We start from the raw sequence: 17,558 nt of genomic DNA on the forward strand, positions 1-17,558 counted from the left end.
AGAGCGCAACAGAATTTCGCGATGAGACAATAATGAGTAATCACTTCGATAACCCCGATCAAACCCTGGATGCGCTTGGGCTGCGCTGTCCCGAACCAGTGATGATGGTGCGTAAAACCGTACGTCATATGCAGGATGGGGAAACGCTACTGATTATCGCTGACGATCCGGCGACCACCCGTGATATCCCCGGCTTTTGCCGCTTTATGGAACATACGCTGGTGGCACAGGATACGGATGAAAAGCCCTACCGCTATCTGCTGCGTAAGGGCCTTTCCTGAGGATTAAAAGAACAGCTTCGTCAGCTCTGCGCCCGGCTCGTCGGCACGCATGAAGGCTTCGCCAACCAGGAAATTGTTAACTCCTGCCTGACGTAGCCGCTGCACGTCCTGCCGCGTGGCAATACCTGATTCCGTCACGACCAGACGATCCGACGGCAGCTGTGTCAGCAGACGCAGCGTCGTCTCGATGGACGTCTCAAAGCTACGCAGGTTGCGGTTGTTAATGCCAATCAGGGGCGTGGTCAGGCTCAGCGCTCGCTCCAGCTCATTGCCGTCATGCACTTCTACCAGCACCGCCATCCCCAGCTGATGCGCAGCCGCTTCCAGCTCCTGCATTTGACTATCTTCCAGCGCGGCGACAATTAACAGAATGCAGTCGGCGCCCATCGCTCGCGCTTCCTCCACCTGCCAGCTATCAATCATAAAATCTTTACGCAGAACCGGCAGCGAACAAGCCGCGCGCGCCTGCTGCAAATAGTGCTCGTTGCCCTGAAAAAACTGCGTATCGGTTAGCACGGAAAGACAGGCTGCGCCGCCTTGTTGATAGCTTGTAGCAATGGCCGCGGGGTTAAAATCAGCGCGAATCAGCCCCTTCGACGGGCTGGCTTTTTTTACCTCGGCAATGATGCCCGGCTTGCCCTGCTGATTATGCTGGCGCAGCGCCGCGATAAAATCACGTCGGGTTTGCTGCTGCGCACGATCGCGCAGCGCGTTAAGCGAAGAGGCGCGTTTGGCCGCGCTGATTTCCTCACGCTTCACCGCCAGGATTTTATTTAAAATGTCAGACATGAGGCGCTTCCTTAACTGAAGTTATGGCCCTCCCACGCGGGCCGCTACGATGTTTTAATGTTTTCCCATCTCAGGCGCAAGCTTCAGCGTTTCAGGCTGTCTGGCGCTGACAGCCGCTCGCTCAGCGAGCAGGCGCTTTTTTTTGTGCCCGCCCGCAGCGGCTGCGTTTATGATCCAGCAAAACCGGTCAGTAAAGCCAAAGCGAGCGAGCCACCATAAAGTGACCGGCAAAATAGCAGGCGGCGACAATGGCATTATCTGCCGTGAAGCGCTTGCGATAATGGCTGATAAACCAGACCACATTAGCCAGCGTCAGCAGCGTTGCGCCCGCCATCAGCGAGAAGCTGTAATCGGTGGGACGGAAGTAATAAAGCTCTGCCGCCAGCCAGTTCATTACTAGCGTCATGCCGATAAACGTACAAACCGGCCAGCGCAGTTCCTCCAGCCGCGACCAGATGATGGCGATCCAGACAATACCAACAATCAGCAGCGTTAGCGGAATCGGCCAGAAAAAGCTCATGGTCATATGACTGGCGAAATTGATGGTATAGAGCAAATGCGCCAGGAAAAACGCGCCCAGTGCATACATCATGCGCTGACGCGGCAGCAGCATTAACGCATCGCCCGCCAGGGTCGCCAGCAGGCCGAGTAGGATCAGATAATCGGTGGGATTACGCGTTGGCGCCTGCCAGGCCCAGGCCAGCAGGAGTAACAGAGTGACAGGTTTAAACAGCCAGCGTTGCCACTGCGGCCCGCGATAGGAAGCATCAACATAGAGCCAGCCGGAAAAAAGTACCGCAAGAAATGACCAAATCATTACGTTGTCCTTTTTTGAAAGGGGTGACAGCAAAATCAACCGTCAATGTGTAGCGCTGATAATCTGACTACCGTTTTATGTGCAATATCCTGCACTGAGTTTAGGTTAGGGGCGCGTAATGTGACAATGCGCGCATTCTGGTTGTATCCTTCCGGGGTAACAGAACGCTTAAAGGAAGCCGAAAGAGATGAGCAAACCGCCGTTAATTTTTATCATCGTGCTGGCGATTATTGCCGTGCTGGCCTCGCGTCAGTTCATTAAACAACGACGCGAGAACGCGGCAAACGAGGCTGCGCCGATGCGCCTGTTATCGGCGGAGGTGAAAAGTAAGCGGGAGTTTCCGTCGCCAAACCGACGTTCGCGCCAGCGTGAGGTGATTGCCGGTGAAGAGATGCGTTATGAGGCCTGGTTTCACCTGTTAAACGACGGCAGCGATATCAAGCTGACGGTAACGGCGAACGATTACCATCAGCTGGATAAAGGCGCAAAAGGCGAGCTTAAAGTTCAGGGTTCCCGCTTTATCGCGTTTACGCCTGACGCGCCCTGAGCGTTATGACTTCGGGTAGTGCTTTTTCTGCCAGGCAAGCAGCTCGAATACGCCGAAAAAGAAGATCTTAACCTGCGTTAGGCGGCTGAGCTTGATGCCATCTTTCGGCTGTGTGGCTTTCAGTAAAATCAGCTGCAGGCCATGCATTAGCACCATAAAAATCAGCGCAACGTTAACAAAATATGTCAGCGGTTTAGGAAAGGGATGCACGATATTCAGCAGCAAAAAGGCCCAAACGAAAACCATTAATAAGCGACCCAGATTAAGCCACATCGTTTTGCTCCTGTGAAATGCCTGCGCGGCGATATAAGCGGTAGGCGACCTGTCCCGCAATTTTTTCTCTGTGCAGCTGCCAGTTAACCGGCACCGGCGGCGCACCGTTTTCCACTTCGCTTTCAACGTAAATCAACGCCTCATCAGCCAGCCAGCCGTTGCTTTCCAGCAGCTGTAGCGCCTGCTCTAACAGCCCTTTGCGAAAAGGCGGATCGATAAACACGATGTGGTAGGGATCGCCCTGCTGCGCCAGCCAGCTAAGCGTGTTGGTCTGGATCACTTGCGCATTGCTGGCTTTCAGCGTCTGTAAATTCTGTGTTAATTGCTGAGCGACCGGCTTTTCCAGTTCCAGCAGCGTAGCGGAACCGGCGTAGCGCGACAGCGCTTCCAGCCCCAGTGCGCCGCTGCCTGCAAAGCAGTCCAGGCAGCGGGCCTGCTGGATATCAGGTGCCAGCCAGTTAAACAGCGTTTCACGCACCCGATCGGTGGTGGGGCGCAATCCGGCGCTGTCCGGCACCGGCAGTTTTCTTCCACGCCATTGACCGCCAATAATGCGGATTTGTCCTGCGCCGCCGCGGGGTTTTTTATTCATGATGCTCACAACTCGTCATAATTTGTTGCGTAGTTTAACGGGCGAAAGCGGTTGAGGAAACGTTAAAAAGGGTGCTGGTGTTGCGCTCGCTGGAAAGTGTTAGACTAATGAATTCTTTATCAGGTTATTTTTTCAGCCCGGTACAACAAACGACCGGATGAAAGCCATCGAGGAGTGTAGTCACACAATGGCAAAAGAGAAAAAGCGTGGCTTTTTTTCCTGGCTGGGTTTTGGTCGTGAAGAAACGCCTGCGCAGCCAGAAGAACAAAAAGAGGCGTTAACGGAACAGCCGGAAAACACCGCTGAAAACGAAGCGTCTGCGGCGCAGCAACCGAGCGCTGAGCAAATCGCCGAGGATATTGTCGCTACGACGCAGGAAGTCGCGCGTCAGGAGCAGGCGGAAGCGGCCGAGACCGCCGCTGCTGTTACGCCATCGGAAGCGATCAAACCTGCCGACGCCGTTGCGCCGGTTGCGGAAGAGATCCTGCCGGAAGAGATCAAGCCTGCCGACGCCGATGCGCCGGTTGCGGAAGAGATCCTGCCGGAAGAGATCAAGCCTGTCGACGCCGTTGCGCCGGTTGAGGAAGAAATCCTGCCGGAAGCGATCAAACCTGCCGACGCCGTTGCGCCGGTTGCGGAAAAAATCTTGCCGGAAGAGGCCGATGCCGTTGCGACCTCAGAAGAAGAGATCGCCTCTACGGCGGCGATTGACGATGTTATTGAACTGGAAGAGGTCGACGCGCCCGCTACCCTGTTAGAAGCGGAACTGCCAGGCGAAACGCCAGCCATCACGCCAGAAAAAGATGCGGCTATCGCCACCCAGGTTGCGGTTGCGGTCGCGCTTTCCGATACCCCGGATCAGGACGCCGCGCTGGAAGAGGATGCACCGCTTTCAGACGAAGAGCTGGCCGCCCTGGCGTTGGCCGACGCTGAGCCGGAAGAGGAAGCCTCGCCTGTCGTGCCTGTTGAACAGGCGCGTCCGACCAAAGAGGGCTTCTTTGCGCGCCTGAAGCGCAGCCTGGTAAAAACCCGGCAAAATCTCGGTTCTGGCTTTATCAGCCTGTTCCGTGGCAAAAAAATTGATGACGAGCTGTTTGAAGAACTGGAAGAACAGCTGCTGATTGCGGACGTTGGCGTTGATACTACACAGCGTATTATCAGTAGCCTGACGCAACAGGCGAATCGCAAACAGCTGCGTGACGCTGAGGCGCTCTACGGTCTGTTGAAAACCGAAATGGCTGAGATTCTGCATAAGGTCGAAGCGCCGCTGGATATGGCGGGTAAAACGCCGTTTGTGATTTTGATGGTTGGCGTTAACGGCGTGGGTAAAACCACCACCATCGGCAAGCTGGCGCGTCAGTACCAGGCCGAAGGCAAATCAGTGATGCTGGCGGCGGGCGATACGTTTCGTGCGGCGGCGGTGGAGCAGCTACAGGTCTGGGGCGAACGCAACCATATTCCGGTGGTGGCGCAGCATACCGGCGCGGATTCCGCTTCGGTGATTTTCGATGCGATTCAGGCCGCCAAAGCGCGCAATGTCGATGTGCTGATCGCGGATACCGCCGGGCGTTTGCAGAATAAAGCGCACCTGATGGAAGAGCTGAAAAAAATCACGCGTGTGATGAAAAAGCTCGATGAAAATGCCCCGCACGAGGTGATGCTGACGATTGACGCCAGCACCGGCCAGAACGCGGTGAGTCAGACTAAGCTGTTCCATGAGGCGGTAGGTCTGACAGGGATAACGCTGACTAAACTGGATGGTACGGCAAAAGGTGGCGTTATCTTCTCGGTAGCGGACCAGTTTAGTATCCCGATTCGTTTTATCGGTGTCGGAGAAGGCATCGATGATTTGCGGCCGTTTAAGGCCGAAGATTTTATTGAGGCACTGTTTGCCCGAGAGGATTAACCAGGATGATTCGCTTTGAAGAGGTCAGTAAGGCTTATCTCGGCGGTCGGCAAGCGCTGCAAGGGGTAGATTTTCATCTGCATCCGGGCGAAATGGCGTTTCTGACCGGTCATTCCGGCGCAGGGAAAAGCACCCTGTTGAAGCTGATTTGTGGCATTGAACGTCCCAGCGCGGGCCATATCTGGTTCAGCGGGCACGATATTAGCCGCCTGAAAAATAGCGAGGTGCCTTTTCTGCGCCGCCAGATCGGCATGATCTTTCAGGATCACCATTTGCTGATGGATCGTACGGTCTATGACAATGTGGCTATCCCGCTGATCATTGCCGGTGCCAGCGGCGAAGATATCCGCCGTCGCGTGTCGGCGGCGCTGGATAAGGTAGGCCTTCTCGACAAAGCGAAAAATTTTCCAATCCAGCTTTCAGGCGGTGAGCAGCAGCGTGTGGGCATAGCGCGCGCGGTGGTCAACAAGCCTGCGGTGCTGCTGGCTGATGAACCCACCGGTAACCTGGATGACGCGCTGTCGAATGATATTTTGCGGCTGTTTGAAGAGTTCAACCGCGTTGGCGTGACGGTGCTGATGGCGACGCACGATATGGGCCTGATTGGCCGTCGCAACTATCGGGTGATGACGCTCAGCAAGGGAAGACTGCACGGAGGCGATCGTGGCGAATAAACGTAATAAGCGCGTACCGGCGCCGAAAACCAAACAGCCGTCAAAAAGCAAAGCGCTGAAGGGCGGCTGGCAGGAACAGTGGCGTTACGCCTGGCGCGGCACGCTCTCCGATATGTGGCGTCAGCCGCTGGCGACGCTGTTAACGGTGATGGTCATCGCTATCTCGCTGACGCTGCCCAGCGTCTGTTATATGGTGTGGAAAAACGTCAGTCAGGCGGCGGAGCAGTGGTATCCCGCGCCACAGCTGACGCTTTATCTGTCGAAAACGCTGGATGACAGCGCGGCAGAAAATGTTGTCGCCACGCTGAAGAAAGAGCCGGGCGTGGCAAAGGTCAACTATCTGTCGCGTGAAGAGGCGTTAGGCGAGTTTCGTAACTGGTCAGGCTTTGGCGGCGCGCTGGATATGCTGGAGCAGAATCCGCTGCCAGCGGTGGTGATCATCACGCCGGAAATGAACTTCCAGAACGAAAATACACTGCAAACGCTGCGCGATCGCGTGCAGCACGTGGAAGGCGTTGACGATGTGCGCATGGACGATAGCTGGTTTGCCCGTCTGGCGGCGCTGACCGGCCTGGTTGGTCAGGTCGCGACCATGATCGGCATTCTGATGCTGGTAGCGGTGTTTTTGGTGATTGGTAACAGCGTGCGCCTGAGCATCTTCGCCCGCCGCGATACTATTAACGTGCAGAAACTGATCGGCGCGACCGACGGCTTTATTCTGCGTCCTTTCCTGTATGGTGGCGCGCTGCTGGGATTTGCCGGGGCATTACTGTCGCTGGTGTTATCTGAAATTCTGGTTTTCCGGCTGGAATCGGTAGTGGCGCAGGTGGCGGCGGTGTTCGGCACCACTTTCCGCCTGACCGGGCTCTCCTGGGATGAAAGCCTGCTGCTGCTGCTGCTGTCGGCCATGATTGGCTGGATCGCCGCGTGGCTGGCGACAGTACAACATTTACGTCGTTTTACGCCACAGTAGCGATTTTTTGGTATAATCTTCCTCTGCTGCATGACGCTTGTGCCGCAGAGGAAGTCCGCTCGGATTTCTCCCTGTCTGTCACAATCATATCATCCGTATCTTGTGTATAAAATATTCACGTTGTAAAGTGAACTTGTGGATAACTTCACTCTCTAATGAAGTAGCACAGATTGCTTTGGGGTTTCGTTGCCGATTCCTGTACCCTGGTGAATCGCGCAAAAGGAAATCGTGCGGCAATATTATTAATTATGTGAGGGTTTGAATGACCAAAGAAATGCACACTTTAGCTATTGCTCCTCTTGGTAACCTGGAATCCTATATTCGGGCTGCTAATACCTGGCCGATGCTGACGGCAGAAGAGGAAAAAGCGCTGGCTGAACGGCTGCATTACCAGGGCGATCTGGATGCGGCTAAAACGCTGATCCTGTCTCACCTCCGCTTTGTTGTTCATATCGCTCGTAACTATGCGGGCTATGGCCTGCCGCAGGCGGATCTGATTCAGGAAGGTAATATCGGCCTGATGAAAGCGGTACGCCGCTTTAACCCTGAAGTCGGGGTTCGCCTGGTTTCTTTTGCTGTTCACTGGATTAAAGCGGAAATTCACGAATATGTGCTGCGTAACTGGCGTATCGTGAAGGTCGCGACCACCAAAGCACAGCGCAAGCTATTCTTTAACCTGCGTAAAACCAAGCAGCGTCTGGGCTGGTTTAATCAGGATGAAGTTGAAATGGTGGCGCGCGAGCTGGGCGTGAGCAGCAAAGATGTGCGTGAAATGGAATCGCGCATGGCCGCTCAGGATATGACGTTCGATTTAACGTCAGAAGATGAATCAGGCGAAGGCAAAAGCATGGCGCCGGTGCTTTATCTACAGGATAAAACCTCTGACTTTGCCGACGGCATTGAAGAAGACAACTGGGAAATGCACGCGGCAGATAAACTGAGCGACGCGCTGCAGGGGCTGGACGAACGCAGCCAGCATATTATCCGCGCCCGTTGGCTGGATGATGACAACAAAACCACGCTGCAGGAGCTGGCCGATAAATACGGCGTTTCAGCGGAGCGCGTGCGTCAGCTTGAGAAAAACGCGATGAAAAAATTGCGGGTAGCAATCGAAGCCTAAAGCTTGATTGCCATCGGGGCGGCTTAACAGGCCGCCCTTTTTTATGGTCATTTACCGGCAATATTACGCTGTCTTCCGCTAAAAACCGCTTACTCGACAGTATAGACCCAACCGTCAGCCTGCGTACGAAAGCCACAAGCCTGCATAAACGCCGCAATCGCCTGCTGATCGGCCGTGCCGTCATCAGCTATCCACCAGTGCGTCACCGAGCTGTTTTGCGCCATCACCTCTTCCAGCAGATATTGACCGACGCCGCGCCGCCGGGTTACCTCTCTGACCTCCAGCTTTGCCAGTTCGCCCTGCGTACCGCGTATATCCAACGCCACCGCCGCCAGCAGACGTTCGTTAAAACGCGCGGCGTAAAGCCGATGGTTTTCATTAAGCGTGTTTTCCAGCGCGTCACAATCCACGCCAGGCCAGATTTTGCCAAGATCGATCCGATCCTGCGCGCCCAGCTGTTGCAGTCGAATAATGGTTAATTTCATGTAATAAGCCGCCCCTGGGTAAAAGGCATATTGTAGCGAAAATGTTCAAAAAATGACGTGTAACTTTTTCTGTACGAAAACAAAGCAATCTGTTTTTTGCCGCGCGGATATTCCCGGTAAACACTTAAGAGATGCCAAAGCGCCAGCATAATGCGCTGGAAAAGTGCCTAAAACACCACCGTAACTGCCAGATGATTGCTCTGTGACAGCGGCCAGATTTTGATTATCTCAGTTGATTTACAGAATAAAACTCCTGTTTAATGAACTGAAAATAAAGCGTTATTTATAAATAATGCGTGGGTATAGTTCTAACTGGTTAACATTAAACAAGTTTTGTTCTATAGCCGCTAAAAATAATCAAAACACACATCACAACAGACACAACAGATGGGGAAAGTCAGGATGAAGAGAAATAAAGGTCGCGTAATGCTGGCAGGGTGTATGGCGCTGGCAATGAGCCAGGCCGCGCTGGCAGAAGATATCAAAGTGGCTATTGTTGGCGCGATGTCAGGCCCGGTCGCGCAGTATGGCGATATGCAGTTTACCGGCGCTACCCAGGCAATTGCCGACATTAACGCCAAAGGCGGCGTGAACGGCAATAAGCTGGTCGCAGTGAAATATGATGATGCCTGCGACCCTAAACAGGCGGTAGCGGTTGCTAACAAAGTGATTAACGAAGGCATTCGTTATGTGATCGGCCACCTCTGTTCTTCCTCCACGCAGCCCGCTTCCGATATTTATGAAGACGAAGGCGTGCTGATGATTACACCGGCCGCCACCGCAGCCGATCTGACTTCCCGCGGCTATCAGCTGATTATGCGTACCACCGGCCTGGATTCCGATCAGGGCCCAACCGCCGCCAAATATATCCTCGACACCATTAAACCGCAGCGCATCGCCATCGTGCATGACAAGCAGCAATACGGCGAAGGCCTGGCGCGCTCGGTGCAGGAAAGCCTGAAAAAAGCCAACGCGCCAGTTGCGCTGTTTGAAGGCATTACCGCAGGCGATAAAGATTTCTCTACGCTGATCGCGCGTCTGAAAAAAGAGAATATCGATTTCGTCTATTTCGGTGGCTACTACCCGGAAATGGGCCAGATTGTGCGCCAGGCACGCGCTGCCGGTATGAAAACCCAGTTTATGGGCCCGGAAGGGGTGGGTAACGCTTCCCTTTCTAACATTGCTGGCGCGGCGTCCGAAGGCATGCTGGTTACCCTGCCGAAACGCTATGACCAGGTTGAGGCGAACCAGCCGATCGTTAATGCGATTAAGGCGAAAAAGCTGGATGCAACCGGCCCGTTCGTCTGGACAACCTATGCGGCGCTACAGTCGCTGGTGGCCGGTATTGAACGCAGCAAAAGCGAAGAACCGGCGGATATTGCCAAAAACCTGAAAGAAGGCCAGCCGGTGCCGACCGTGATGGGCGATCTGAGCTGGGATCAAAAAGGCGACCTGAAAGGATTTGAATTTGGCGTCTTCAAATGGCACGCCGACGGCACCTCAACCGCAGTGAAATAAAGCACCCGCTTTAACGGCTGGCAGTCCGGGGTCAGGCTGCGCCTGGCCCCTGTTCTATCCTGCATTTCGTGAAGACGGACGTTTTTTTGCTGCGGGCAATGCCTGCGCAGCTTTGTTGGGGTTTATCTTATGTCCGAGCAGTTTCTCTATTTTATTCAGCAGTTGCTTAACGGCGTAACCTTAGGCAGCACCTACGCGCTGATCGCCATCGGCTACACCATGGTGTATGGCATTATCGGCATGATCAACTTCGCTCACGGCGAAGTCTATATGATCGGCAGCTATGTCTCTTTTATCGTTATCGCCGCCCTGATGATGGTCGGCATTGATGTGGGTTGGGTATTAATCGGTGCGGGTTTCCTCGCAGCGATTGTTATCGCTAGCGCTTACGGCTGGAGCATTGAGCGCGTCGCTTATAAGCCAGTGCGCTCTTCCAAGCGCCTGATTGCGCTGATCTCCGCCATCGGAATGTCTATTTTCCTGCAGAACTATGTCAGCCTGACGCAAGGCTCACGCGATCTCGCGCTGCCGGGCCTGGTCAGTGGTCAGCTGACGCTGGGCGAAAGCAACGGATTCGCCGCCACCATTAGCACCATGCAGGTGGTGATCTGGCTGGTAACATTCCTCGCCATGCTGGCGCTGACGCTGTTTATCCGTTATTCACGCATGGGTCGCGCCTGCCGCGCCTGCGCCGAAGATCTCAAAATGGCCAGCCTGCTGGGCATCAATACCGATCGGGTGATCTCGCTGACCTTTATCATCGGTGCGGCGATGGCAGCGGTGGCGGGCGTGCTGCTGGGGCAGTTTTATGGCGTCATCAACCCCTATATCGGCTTTATGGCGGGCATGAAGGCCTTTACCGCCGCCGTGCTGGGCGGCATCGGCAGTATTCCCGGCGCGATGCTGGGCGGCCTGGTGTTAGGTATCGCTGAAGCGCTGACATCGGCTTATCTCAGCACTGAATATAAAGATGTGGTCTCGTTTGCGCTGTTGATTGTGGTTCTGCTGGTTATGCCGACGGGTATCCTCGGTCGTCCGGAGGTAGAAAAAGTATGAAGCCCGCTCACTTTTTTAATGCCGTTATGTCGGCATTGATGCTGTTAGTTCTTGCCGCCTTCTTTATGGGAATGCGCCTTAACCTCGACGGCACACGGCTGGTAGTGAATAACGCAGGCAGCGTGCGCTGGAACTGGATCGCCATCGGCTGTGCCGTGGTGTTTGTTTTCCAGCTCTTACGCCCGCTTATCGGACGCAGCCTGAAGCGCAGCGGCGGTAGCGGATTTGTGCTGCCGAGTTTTGACGGCACGACGCCAAAGCAGAAGCTGCTGGCGCTGTTGCTTATCGTCGCGGCGGTGATCTGGCCGTTTATTGTCTCGCGCGGCACGGTGGATATCGCTACGCTCACGCTGATTTACGTCATGCTTGGGCTGGGGCTGAACGTGGTGGTGGGGCTGTCTGGCCTGCTGGTGCTGGGCTACGGCGGCTTTTACGCCATCGGCGCCTACACCTTCGCGCTGCTTAATCACTATTACGGCCTGGGATTCTGGCAATGCCTGCCGCTGGCGGGGCTGGTTTCTGCCTTGTTTGGCCTGCTGCTGGGCTTTCCGGTGCTGCGTCTGCGCGGCGATTATCTGGCAATTGTTACCCTCGGCTTTGGTGAAATCGTCCGTATCCTGTTGCTGAACAACACCGCCATTACCGGCGGGCCGAACGGTATCAGCCAGATCCCGAAACCGACCTTTTTCGGTCTGGAGTTTAACCGCAGCGCGCGCGACGGCGGCTGGGATACTTTTCATCACTTCTTTAACCTGAAATACGATCCCAGCGATCGCATTATTTTTCTCTATCTGGTGGCGCTGCTGCTGGTGGTGCTGACGCTGTTTGTGATCAACCGTTTACTGCGTATGCCGTTGGGCCGCGCCTGGGAAGCGCTGCGTGAAGATGAGATCGCCTGCCGCTCTTTGGGCCTGAGTCCAACGCGTATCAAGCTGACCGCCTTTACCATCAGCGCCGCGTTTGCCGGTTTCGCCGGTAGCCTATTTGCCGCGCGTCAGGGGTTTATCAGCCCGGAATCTTTTACCTTTGCCGAATCGGCCTTTGTGCTGGCGATCGTGGTGCTGGGCGGTATGGGCTCGCAGTTTGCGGTAATCCTGGCGGCGATTCTGCTGGTGGTTTCGCGTGAGCTGATGCGTGATTTGAATGAATACAGCATGCTGGTGCTGGGCGCGCTGATGGTGCTGATGATGATTTGGCGTCCGCAGGGATTATTGCCGATGCAGCGACCGCATCTGAAGCTGAAGGACAAGCAACAGGGAGAGCAGGCATGAGTCAGCCTTTATTAACGGTGGAAGGCCTGATGATGCGTTTCGGCGGCCTGCTGGCGGTCAATAACGTCGCGCTGGAGCTGCATCCGCAGGAGATCGTGTCATTAATCGGCCCGAACGGCGCAGGCAAAACCACGGTGTTTAACTGCCTGACCGGCTTTTATAAGCCAAGCGGCGGATCGATTCGCTTAGGCGATCGCCAGCTGGCGGGGCTGCCGGGCCAGCAAATTGCGCGTATGGGCATTGTGCGCACCTTTCAGCACGTGCGTCTGTTTCGTGAAATGACGGTGATTGAAAATCTGCTGGTGGCGCAGCATCAGCATTTGAAAAGCGGCCTGTTTTCCGGCCTGTTGAAAACCCCGGCTTTCCGGCGAAGTGAAAGCGAGGCGCTGGATCAGGCCGCCAGCTGGTTGCGGCGTGTGGGTCTGTTGGAAATGGCTAACCGGCAGGCGGGCAATTTGGCTTATGGCCAGCAGCGACGGCTGGAAATCGCCCGCTGCATGGTAACGCGCCCGGAAATCCTGATGCTGGATGAACCAGCGGCGGGGCTTAACCCGAAAGAGACGCATGAGCTGGATGCGCTGATTGCAGAGCTGCGCGGCGAACATAAGGTGACGGTGCTGCTTATCGAACATGATATGAAACTGGTGATGGGGATTTCCGATCGTATCTACGTGGTTAATCAGGGGACGCCGCTGGCAAACGGCACGCCGGAAGAAGTACGTAACAACCCGGACGTGATCCGCGCATATTTAGGTGAGGCATAAAATGGCGAATCCGATGTTAACGCTCAGCAACGTCAGCGCGCATTACGGCAAAATTCAGGCGCTGCATCAGGTGAGTCTGGAGATCAATCAGGGCGAGATCGTCACGCTGATTGGCGCGAACGGCGCGGGCAAGACCACGCTGCTGGGCACGCTGTGCGGTGAGCCGCGCGCTTCCGAAGGCACCATCTCATTCGATGGCAACAACATCACCGACTGGCAAACGGCGCGCATTATGCGCGAGGCGATTGCTATTGTGCCGGAAGGGCGGCGGGTTTTTTCGCGCATGACGGTGGAAGAGAACCTGGCGATGGGCGGTTTCTTCGCCAGCCGTCAGCAATATCAGCAGCGCATTGCGCAGGTTTATGAGTTGTTTCCGCGCCTGCATGAGCGACGCATCCAGCGAGCAGGCACCATGTCAGGCGGTGAGCAGCAAATGCTGGCGATTGGTCGCGCGTTAATGAGTCAGCCGCGATTGCTGTTGCTGGACGAACCTTCGCTGGGACTGGCGCCGATTATCATTCAGCAGATTTTCGATACCATTGAGCAGCTGCGTCAGGAGGGCATGACCATCTTTCTGGTGGAGCAAAACGCCAATCAGGCATTGAAGCTGGCCGATCGCGGCTACGTACTGGAAAACGGCCACGTGGTGCTGGAAGACAGCGGCGATGCGCTACTGGCTAACGAGGCGGTCCGCAGCGCCTATCTCGGCGCCTGATCGCGCACCGCAGGCGACACCCAACGCCAAGGGATGTCTTAAGCAGGCGACACCCAAAGCCTGGGGAAGTCTTTAACAGACGACACTCAAAGCCTGGGGAAGTCTTTAACAGACGACACTGAAGCCCGAAGTTGTCTTAAGCAGACGACACCCAAAGCCTGAGGAAGTCTTTAACAGACGACACTGAAGCCCGAAGTTGTCTTAAACAAGAGACATTGAAGCCCGAAGTTGTCTTAAGCAGGCGACGCCCAAAGCCTGGGGCAAGCGGGGTTCCGGCCTGGAGTAAAGCGTCCCGCGCCATGGAAGGCGCGGGCCGAGCCGGTCATGGATGACGGCAGTTGCGTCTTTACGGAAGGCCGGAACCCCGCTTGCGTCTTCGCACGCCCAGCCAGCGTGTTTATGTCTCCCGCACGCCGAGCCAACGTGTTTACGTCTCCGCACGCCCAGCAAACTCCGCACGCTCAGCAAACTCCGCACGCTCAGCAAACTTCGCCCGCCCAGCAAACGCTGCCCGCTCAGTGCAACCTCACTGTCATCTTTCCGTCACCTGCCGGTTATCTCACCGTCATTTTTCCGTGTCATGTTACGTTGCGAACAAAAAAAGCGTGTTATTACGCACACCTACAATGTCACAGGAAAACGCTATGTCCTCCTTTACGTTTCGTCATACCGCGCTCAGCATAGTGCTGGGACTGGCACTGAGCGGCAACGCCCTGGCCGCGACGGAAATTCCGTTCTGGCACTCCATGGAAGGCGAACTAGGCAAGCAAGTCGACTCTCTGGCACAACGTTTTAACCAGGCGAACCCCGATTATAAAATCGTACCGGTCTACAAAGGCAACTATGAACAGAGCCTGGCAGCCGGTATCGCAGCAGTACGCACCGGCAAAGCGCCCGCCATCCTACAGGTTTACGAAGTCGGCACCGCGACCATGATGGCGTCGAAAGCCATCAAACCGGTATACCAGGTCTTTAACGATGCGGGCATCAAATTCGATGAATCGCAGTTTGTCCCGACTGTCTCTGGCTACTACACCGATGCGAAAAGCGGTCATCTGCTGTCGCAGCCATTTAACAGCTCCACGCCAGTGCTCTACTACAACAAAGACGCCTTCAAAAAAGCGGGCCTCGATCCAGAACAACCACCCAAAACCTGGCAACAGCTGGCAAAAGATACCGCGGCGTTGCGTAAAGCGGGCATGAAATGCGGCTACGCCAGCGGCTGGCAGGGCTGGATCCAAATTGAAAACTTCAGCGCCTGGCACGGTCTGCCGGTAGCTACCGAAAACAACGGCTTTGACGGCACCAACGCCGAACTGGTTTTCAATAAGCCAGAGCAGGTACGCCACATTGCCATGCTGGAAGAGATGAACAAAAAAGGAGACTTCACCTACTTTGGCCGTAAGGATGAATCTACCGAAAAGTTCTATAACGGCGACTGTGCGATCACCACCGCCTCATCCGGCTCGCTGGCGGACATTCGTCAGCACGCCAAATTCAATTATGGCGTCGGCATGATGCCATATGACGAAAGCGTCCCGAGCGCGCCGCAAAACGCCATTATCGGCGGAGCGAGCCTGTGGGTCATGCAGGGCAAAGACAACCCCACCTATAAAGGCGTGGCGGAGTTCTTACAGTTCCTCGCTCAGCCGGAAAACGCGGCCGAATGGCATCAAAAAACCGGCTACCTGCCGATCACCAAGGCCGCTTACGAGCTGACGCGTCAGCAGGGCTATTATGAGCAAAACCCGGGCGCAGACATCGCCACGCGCCAGATGCTGAACAAGCCGCCGTTGCCGTTCACCAAAGGCCTACGCCTTGGCAACATGCCGCAGATCCGCACCATCGTTGATGAAGAGCTGGAAGGCGTCTGGAACGGCAGCAAAACGCCGCAGGCCGCGCTTGATTCCGCCGTTCAGCGTGGCAACCAACTGCTGCGTCGCTTTGAACAACAGGTGAAGTAAGCCAACGCCGGGCCGCTGGCGGCCCGGCTATCCTTCATCCTGTCACGCACCGCCTGTACCGATCTGTTATGGAACCACCGCATGTCGAGTTCTCGTCCCGTTTTCCAGTCACGCTGGCTCCCCTGGGTGCTGGTTTTTCCGCAGTTGCTTATTACCCTGATCTTCTTTATCTGGCCCGCCGGTGAAGCGCTCTGGTACTCGGTACAAAGCGTCGATCCCTTTGGTTTTTCCAGCACCTTTGTCGGGCTGGAAAACTTTAGCCGTTTGCTGGATGACGCTTATTATCTGGAATCGTTCTGGACTACGCTGATCTTCAGCGCGCTGGTCACCGGCTTCGGACTGCTGATTTCACTGCTGTTCGCCGCGCTGACAGATTATGTGCTGCGCCTGAAGCGCTTCTATCAGACGCTGTTGCTGTTGCCTTATGCGGTCGCGCCCGCCATCGCCGCCGTGCTGTGGATGTTTTTATTTAACCCCGGCATCGGGCTGATTACCCACTTCCTGCAAAGCATCGGCTACAACTGGAACCATGCGCAGAACAGCGGCCAGGCGATGTTTCTGGTGGTGCTGGCCTCGGTATGGCAGCAGATCAGCTATAACTTTCTGTTTTTCTTCGCTGCGCTGCAGTCGATCCCGCGCTCGCTGGTGGAAGCGGCCGCGATTGACGGCGCCGGGCCGGTGCGTCGTTTCTTTCATCTTTCCCTGCCGCTGATCGCGCCGGTGAGTTTCTTTCTGCTGGTGGTAAACCTGGTTTACGCCTTTTTCGACACCTTCCCGGTGATTGACGCCGCCACGCAGGGCGGTCCGGTGCAGGCGACCACCACGCTGATTTATAAAATCTATCGTGAAGGCTTTGCCGGTCTCGATCTCTCTTCATCGGCGGCGCAGTCGGTCGTGCTGATGTTTTTGGTGATTATCTTAACCATTATTCAGTTCCGCTACGTCGAACGTAAGGTGCGTTATCAATGATTGAAAACCGTCGCGGGCTGGATATTTTCAGCCACGTTATGCTGGTTTTAGGCATTCTGACCATTCTGTTCCCGCTTTGGGTGGCCTTTGTGGCCGCTACGCTGGATAACCAGCAGATTTTTCAGGTGCCGATGACCCTGATACCCGGCACGCAGCTGTGGCACAACCTGCGTGAAATCTGGCTGCATGGCGTCAGCAGCAACAGTGCGCCGATGAGCGTGCTGCTGTTAAACAGCACGCTGATGGCGTTAGGTATCACCATCGGCAAAATCACCGTCTCGATGCTCTCTGCCTTTGCGCTGGTCTGGTTTCGCTTTCCGCTGCGCAACCTGGTGTTCTGGATGATTTTTATCACGCTGATGCTGCCGGTTGAGGTGCGTATTTTCCCCACGGTGGAAGTGGTGGCTAACCTGCAACTGCTCGACAGCTACAGCGGCCTGACGCTGCCGCTGATGGCGTCCGCCACCGCAACGTTTCTGTTCCGTCAGTTCTTTATGTCGCTGCCGGATGAGCTGATGGAGGCGGCGCGCATTGATGGCGCAGGCCCGATGCGCTTCTTCCGCGATATCGTGCTGCCGCTGTCACGCACTAACCTGGCGGCACTTTTTGTGATCACCTTTATCTACGGCTGGAACCAGTATCTCTGGCCGATTCTGATCACCAGCGAAACAAAAATGGGCACGGCGGTGGCGGGCATTCGCAGCATGATCTCCTCCGGCGAAGGCACCACCCAATGGAATCTGGTAATGGCAGCGATGCTGCTGACGCTGATCCCGCCGGTGGTGGTGGTGATGGTGATGCAGCGGGCGTTTGTCCGTGGTTTGGTTGAGAGTGAGAAATAATT

Annotated in this window: 19 protein-coding genes; 14 read left to right on the forward strand and 5 right to left on the reverse strand. The window is 55.5% G+C overall.

The window, feature by feature from the left end; genetic code table 11:
* Window positions 1-32 precede the first annotated feature (32 nt).
* Complete coding sequence (tusA, locus tag J2X14_RS11785; RefSeq protein WP_352411406.1) at window positions 33-281, forward strand: sulfurtransferase TusA; 249 nt, start codon at window positions 33-35, stop codon at window positions 279-281.
* A gap of 3 nt (window positions 282-284) precedes the next feature.
* On the opposite strand, the gene trpC is transcribed toward tusA, so the two are convergent.
* Window positions 285-1,070: an indole-3-glycerol phosphate synthase TrpC gene (gene trpC / locus J2X14_RS11790; RefSeq protein WP_352411407.1), complete on the reverse strand. Its 786-nt coding sequence runs from the start codon at window positions 1,068-1,070 to the stop codon at window positions 285-287.
* A gap of 187 nt (window positions 1,071-1,257) precedes the next feature.
* Window positions 1,258-1,887, reverse strand: coding sequence for a lysoplasmalogenase (locus tag J2X14_RS11795; protein ID WP_352411408.1), 630 nt, complete (start codon window positions 1,885-1,887; stop codon window positions 1,258-1,260).
* Between the two features lie 187 nt (window positions 1,888-2,074).
* Between J2X14_RS11795 and J2X14_RS11800 the strand changes: the two genes are divergently transcribed.
* Window positions 2,075-2,434, forward strand: a complete 360-nt coding sequence (locus J2X14_RS11800; RefSeq protein WP_352411409.1) for a DUF2500 domain-containing protein — start codon at window positions 2,075-2,077, stop codon at window positions 2,432-2,434.
* Between the two features lie 3 nt (window positions 2,435-2,437).
* On the opposite strand, the gene J2X14_RS11805 is transcribed toward J2X14_RS11800, so the two are convergent.
* Window positions 2,438-2,707 (reverse strand): DUF1145 family protein, encoded by a 270-nt coding sequence (locus J2X14_RS11805; protein ID WP_352411410.1) that lies wholly within the window; start codon window positions 2,705-2,707, stop codon window positions 2,438-2,440.
* Window positions 2,697-3,299: a 16S rRNA (guanine(966)-N(2))-methyltransferase gene (rsmD, locus tag J2X14_RS11810; protein WP_352411411.1), complete on the reverse strand. Its 603-nt coding sequence runs from the start codon at window positions 3,297-3,299 to the stop codon at window positions 2,697-2,699. The genes J2X14_RS11805 and rsmD overlap by 11 nt, the downstream gene beginning before the upstream one ends.
* Before the next feature lie 187 nt (window positions 3,300-3,486).
* On the opposite strand from rsmD, the gene ftsY reads away from it, so the two are divergent.
* The 4 genes from ftsY to rpoH all read left to right on the forward strand — a co-directional run bounded on the left by ftsY (window position 3,487) and on the right by rpoH (window position 7,972).
* Window positions 3,487-5,205, forward strand: coding sequence for a signal recognition particle-docking protein FtsY (gene ftsY, locus J2X14_RS11815; RefSeq protein WP_352411412.1), 1,719 nt, complete (start codon window positions 3,487-3,489; stop codon window positions 5,203-5,205).
* Between the two features lie 5 nt (window positions 5,206-5,210).
* Window positions 5,211-5,879, forward strand: coding sequence for a cell division ATP-binding protein FtsE (gene ftsE, locus J2X14_RS11820; protein ID WP_352411413.1), 669 nt, complete (start codon window positions 5,211-5,213; stop codon window positions 5,877-5,879).
* On the forward strand, window positions 5,869-6,852 hold the full coding sequence (ftsX, locus tag J2X14_RS11825) for a permease-like cell division protein FtsX (protein ID WP_352411414.1): 984 nt from the start codon (window positions 5,869-5,871) through the stop codon (window positions 6,850-6,852). The genes ftsE and ftsX overlap by 11 nt, the downstream gene beginning before the upstream one ends.
* A 262-nt stretch (window positions 6,853-7,114) precedes the next feature.
* Window positions 7,115-7,972 (forward strand): RNA polymerase sigma factor RpoH, encoded by an 858-nt coding sequence (rpoH, locus tag J2X14_RS11830; RefSeq protein ID WP_352411415.1) that lies wholly within the window; start codon window positions 7,115-7,117, stop codon window positions 7,970-7,972.
* 89 nt (window positions 7,973-8,061) lie between these two features.
* Here rpoH and panM read toward each other — a convergent pair whose 3' ends face one another.
* The gene (gene panM / locus J2X14_RS11835) at window positions 8,062-8,457 is read right to left on the reverse strand and encodes an aspartate 1-decarboxylase autocleavage activator PanM (RefSeq protein WP_352411416.1); all 396 of its coding nucleotides are present in this window, start codon (window positions 8,455-8,457) and stop codon (window positions 8,062-8,064) included.
* Between the two features lie 402 nt (window positions 8,458-8,859).
* Between panM and J2X14_RS11840 the strand changes: the two genes are divergently transcribed.
* From J2X14_RS11840 to ugpE, 8 genes are all read left to right on the forward strand, one after another.
* Complete coding sequence (locus tag J2X14_RS11840) at window positions 8,860-9,975, forward strand: branched-chain amino acid ABC transporter substrate-binding protein (protein WP_352411417.1); 1,116 nt, start codon at window positions 8,860-8,862, stop codon at window positions 9,973-9,975.
* A gap of 129 nt (window positions 9,976-10,104) precedes the next feature.
* On the forward strand, window positions 10,105-11,031 hold the full coding sequence (livH, locus tag J2X14_RS11845; protein WP_352411418.1) for a high-affinity branched-chain amino acid ABC transporter permease LivH: 927 nt from the start codon (window positions 10,105-10,107) through the stop codon (window positions 11,029-11,031).
* A complete protein-coding gene (locus tag J2X14_RS11850; RefSeq protein ID WP_352411419.1) occupies window positions 11,028-12,302 on the forward strand; it encodes a high-affinity branched-chain amino acid ABC transporter permease LivM in 1,275 nt (424 codons plus the stop codon). Before livH ends, J2X14_RS11850 begins: the two co-directional genes overlap by 4 nt.
* Window positions 12,299-13,066, forward strand: coding sequence for a high-affinity branched-chain amino acid ABC transporter ATP-binding protein LivG (livG, locus tag J2X14_RS11855; RefSeq protein ID WP_352411420.1), 768 nt, complete (start codon window positions 12,299-12,301; stop codon window positions 13,064-13,066). The genes J2X14_RS11850 and livG overlap by 4 nt, the downstream gene beginning before the upstream one ends.
* A gap of 1 nt (window position 13,067) precedes the next feature.
* On the forward strand, window positions 13,068-13,781 hold the full coding sequence (livF, locus tag J2X14_RS11860; protein ID WP_352411421.1) for a high-affinity branched-chain amino acid ABC transporter ATP-binding protein LivF: 714 nt from the start codon (window positions 13,068-13,070) through the stop codon (window positions 13,779-13,781).
* A gap of 644 nt (window positions 13,782-14,425) precedes the next feature.
* Window positions 14,426-15,745 (forward strand): sn-glycerol-3-phosphate ABC transporter substrate-binding protein UgpB, encoded by a 1,320-nt coding sequence (gene ugpB / locus J2X14_RS11865; protein ID WP_352411422.1) that lies wholly within the window; start codon window positions 14,426-14,428, stop codon window positions 15,743-15,745.
* 81 nt (window positions 15,746-15,826) lie between these two features.
* Window positions 15,827-16,714, forward strand: a complete 888-nt coding sequence (ugpA, locus tag J2X14_RS11870) for a sn-glycerol-3-phosphate ABC transporter permease UgpA (protein ID WP_352411423.1) — start codon at window positions 15,827-15,829, stop codon at window positions 16,712-16,714.
* Window positions 16,711-17,556 carry a sn-glycerol-3-phosphate ABC transporter permease UgpE gene (gene ugpE, locus J2X14_RS11875; protein WP_352411424.1) on the forward strand — a complete coding sequence of 282 codons (846 nt, stop codon included), beginning with the start codon at window positions 16,711-16,713 and terminating at the stop codon, window positions 17,554-17,556. The genes ugpA and ugpE overlap by 4 nt, the downstream gene beginning before the upstream one ends.
* Window positions 17,557-17,558: the final 2 nt, after the last annotated feature.

The organism is Mixta sp. BE291 (assembly GCF_031457955.1).
Classification (GTDB): Bacteria; Pseudomonadota; Gammaproteobacteria; order Enterobacterales; family Enterobacteriaceae; genus Mixta.

What these genes read in the sequence shown, in the direction of transcription:
- tusA (WP_352411406.1), top strand. Translation starts at nt 33, where the DNA reads ATGAGTAATCACTTCGATAACCCCGATCAAACCCTGGATGCGCTTGGG.
- trpC (WP_352411407.1), bottom strand. Translation starts at nt 1,070, where the DNA reads ATGTCTGACATTTTAAATAAAATCCTGGCGGTGAAGCGTGAGGAAATC.
- J2X14_RS11795 (WP_352411408.1), bottom strand. Translation starts at nt 1,887, where the DNA reads ATGATTTGGTCATTTCTTGCGGTACTTTTTTCCGGCTGGCTCTATGTT.
- J2X14_RS11800 (WP_352411409.1), top strand. Translation starts at nt 2,075, where the DNA reads ATGAGCAAACCGCCGTTAATTTTTATCATCGTGCTGGCGATTATTGCC.
- J2X14_RS11805 (WP_352411410.1), bottom strand. Translation starts at nt 2,707, where the DNA reads ATGTGGCTTAATCTGGGTCGCTTATTAATGGTTTTCGTTTGGGCCTTT.
- rsmD (WP_352411411.1), bottom strand. Translation starts at nt 3,299, where the DNA reads ATGAATAAAAAACCCCGCGGCGGCGCAGGACAAATCCGCATTATTGGC.
- ftsY (WP_352411412.1), top strand. Translation starts at nt 3,487, where the DNA reads ATGGCAAAAGAGAAAAAGCGTGGCTTTTTTTCCTGGCTGGGTTTTGGT.
- ftsE (WP_352411413.1), top strand. Translation starts at nt 5,211, where the DNA reads ATGATTCGCTTTGAAGAGGTCAGTAAGGCTTATCTCGGCGGTCGGCAA.
- rpoH (WP_352411415.1), top strand. Translation starts at nt 7,115, where the DNA reads ATGACCAAAGAAATGCACACTTTAGCTATTGCTCCTCTTGGTAACCTG.
- panM (WP_352411416.1), bottom strand. Translation starts at nt 8,457, where the DNA reads ATGAAATTAACCATTATTCGACTGCAACAGCTGGGCGCGCAGGATCGG.
- J2X14_RS11840 (WP_352411417.1), top strand. Translation starts at nt 8,860, where the DNA reads ATGAAGAGAAATAAAGGTCGCGTAATGCTGGCAGGGTGTATGGCGCTG.
- livH (WP_352411418.1), top strand. Translation starts at nt 10,105, where the DNA reads ATGTCCGAGCAGTTTCTCTATTTTATTCAGCAGTTGCTTAACGGCGTA.
- J2X14_RS11850 (WP_352411419.1), top strand. Translation starts at nt 11,028, where the DNA reads ATGAAGCCCGCTCACTTTTTTAATGCCGTTATGTCGGCATTGATGCTG.
- livG (WP_352411420.1), top strand. Translation starts at nt 12,299, where the DNA reads ATGAGTCAGCCTTTATTAACGGTGGAAGGCCTGATGATGCGTTTCGGC.
- livF (WP_352411421.1), top strand. Translation starts at nt 13,068, where the DNA reads ATGGCGAATCCGATGTTAACGCTCAGCAACGTCAGCGCGCATTACGGC.
- ugpB (WP_352411422.1), top strand. Translation starts at nt 14,426, where the DNA reads ATGTCCTCCTTTACGTTTCGTCATACCGCGCTCAGCATAGTGCTGGGA.
- ugpA (WP_352411423.1), top strand. Translation starts at nt 15,827, where the DNA reads ATGTCGAGTTCTCGTCCCGTTTTCCAGTCACGCTGGCTCCCCTGGGTG.
- ugpE (WP_352411424.1), top strand. Translation starts at nt 16,711, where the DNA reads ATGATTGAAAACCGTCGCGGGCTGGATATTTTCAGCCACGTTATGCTG.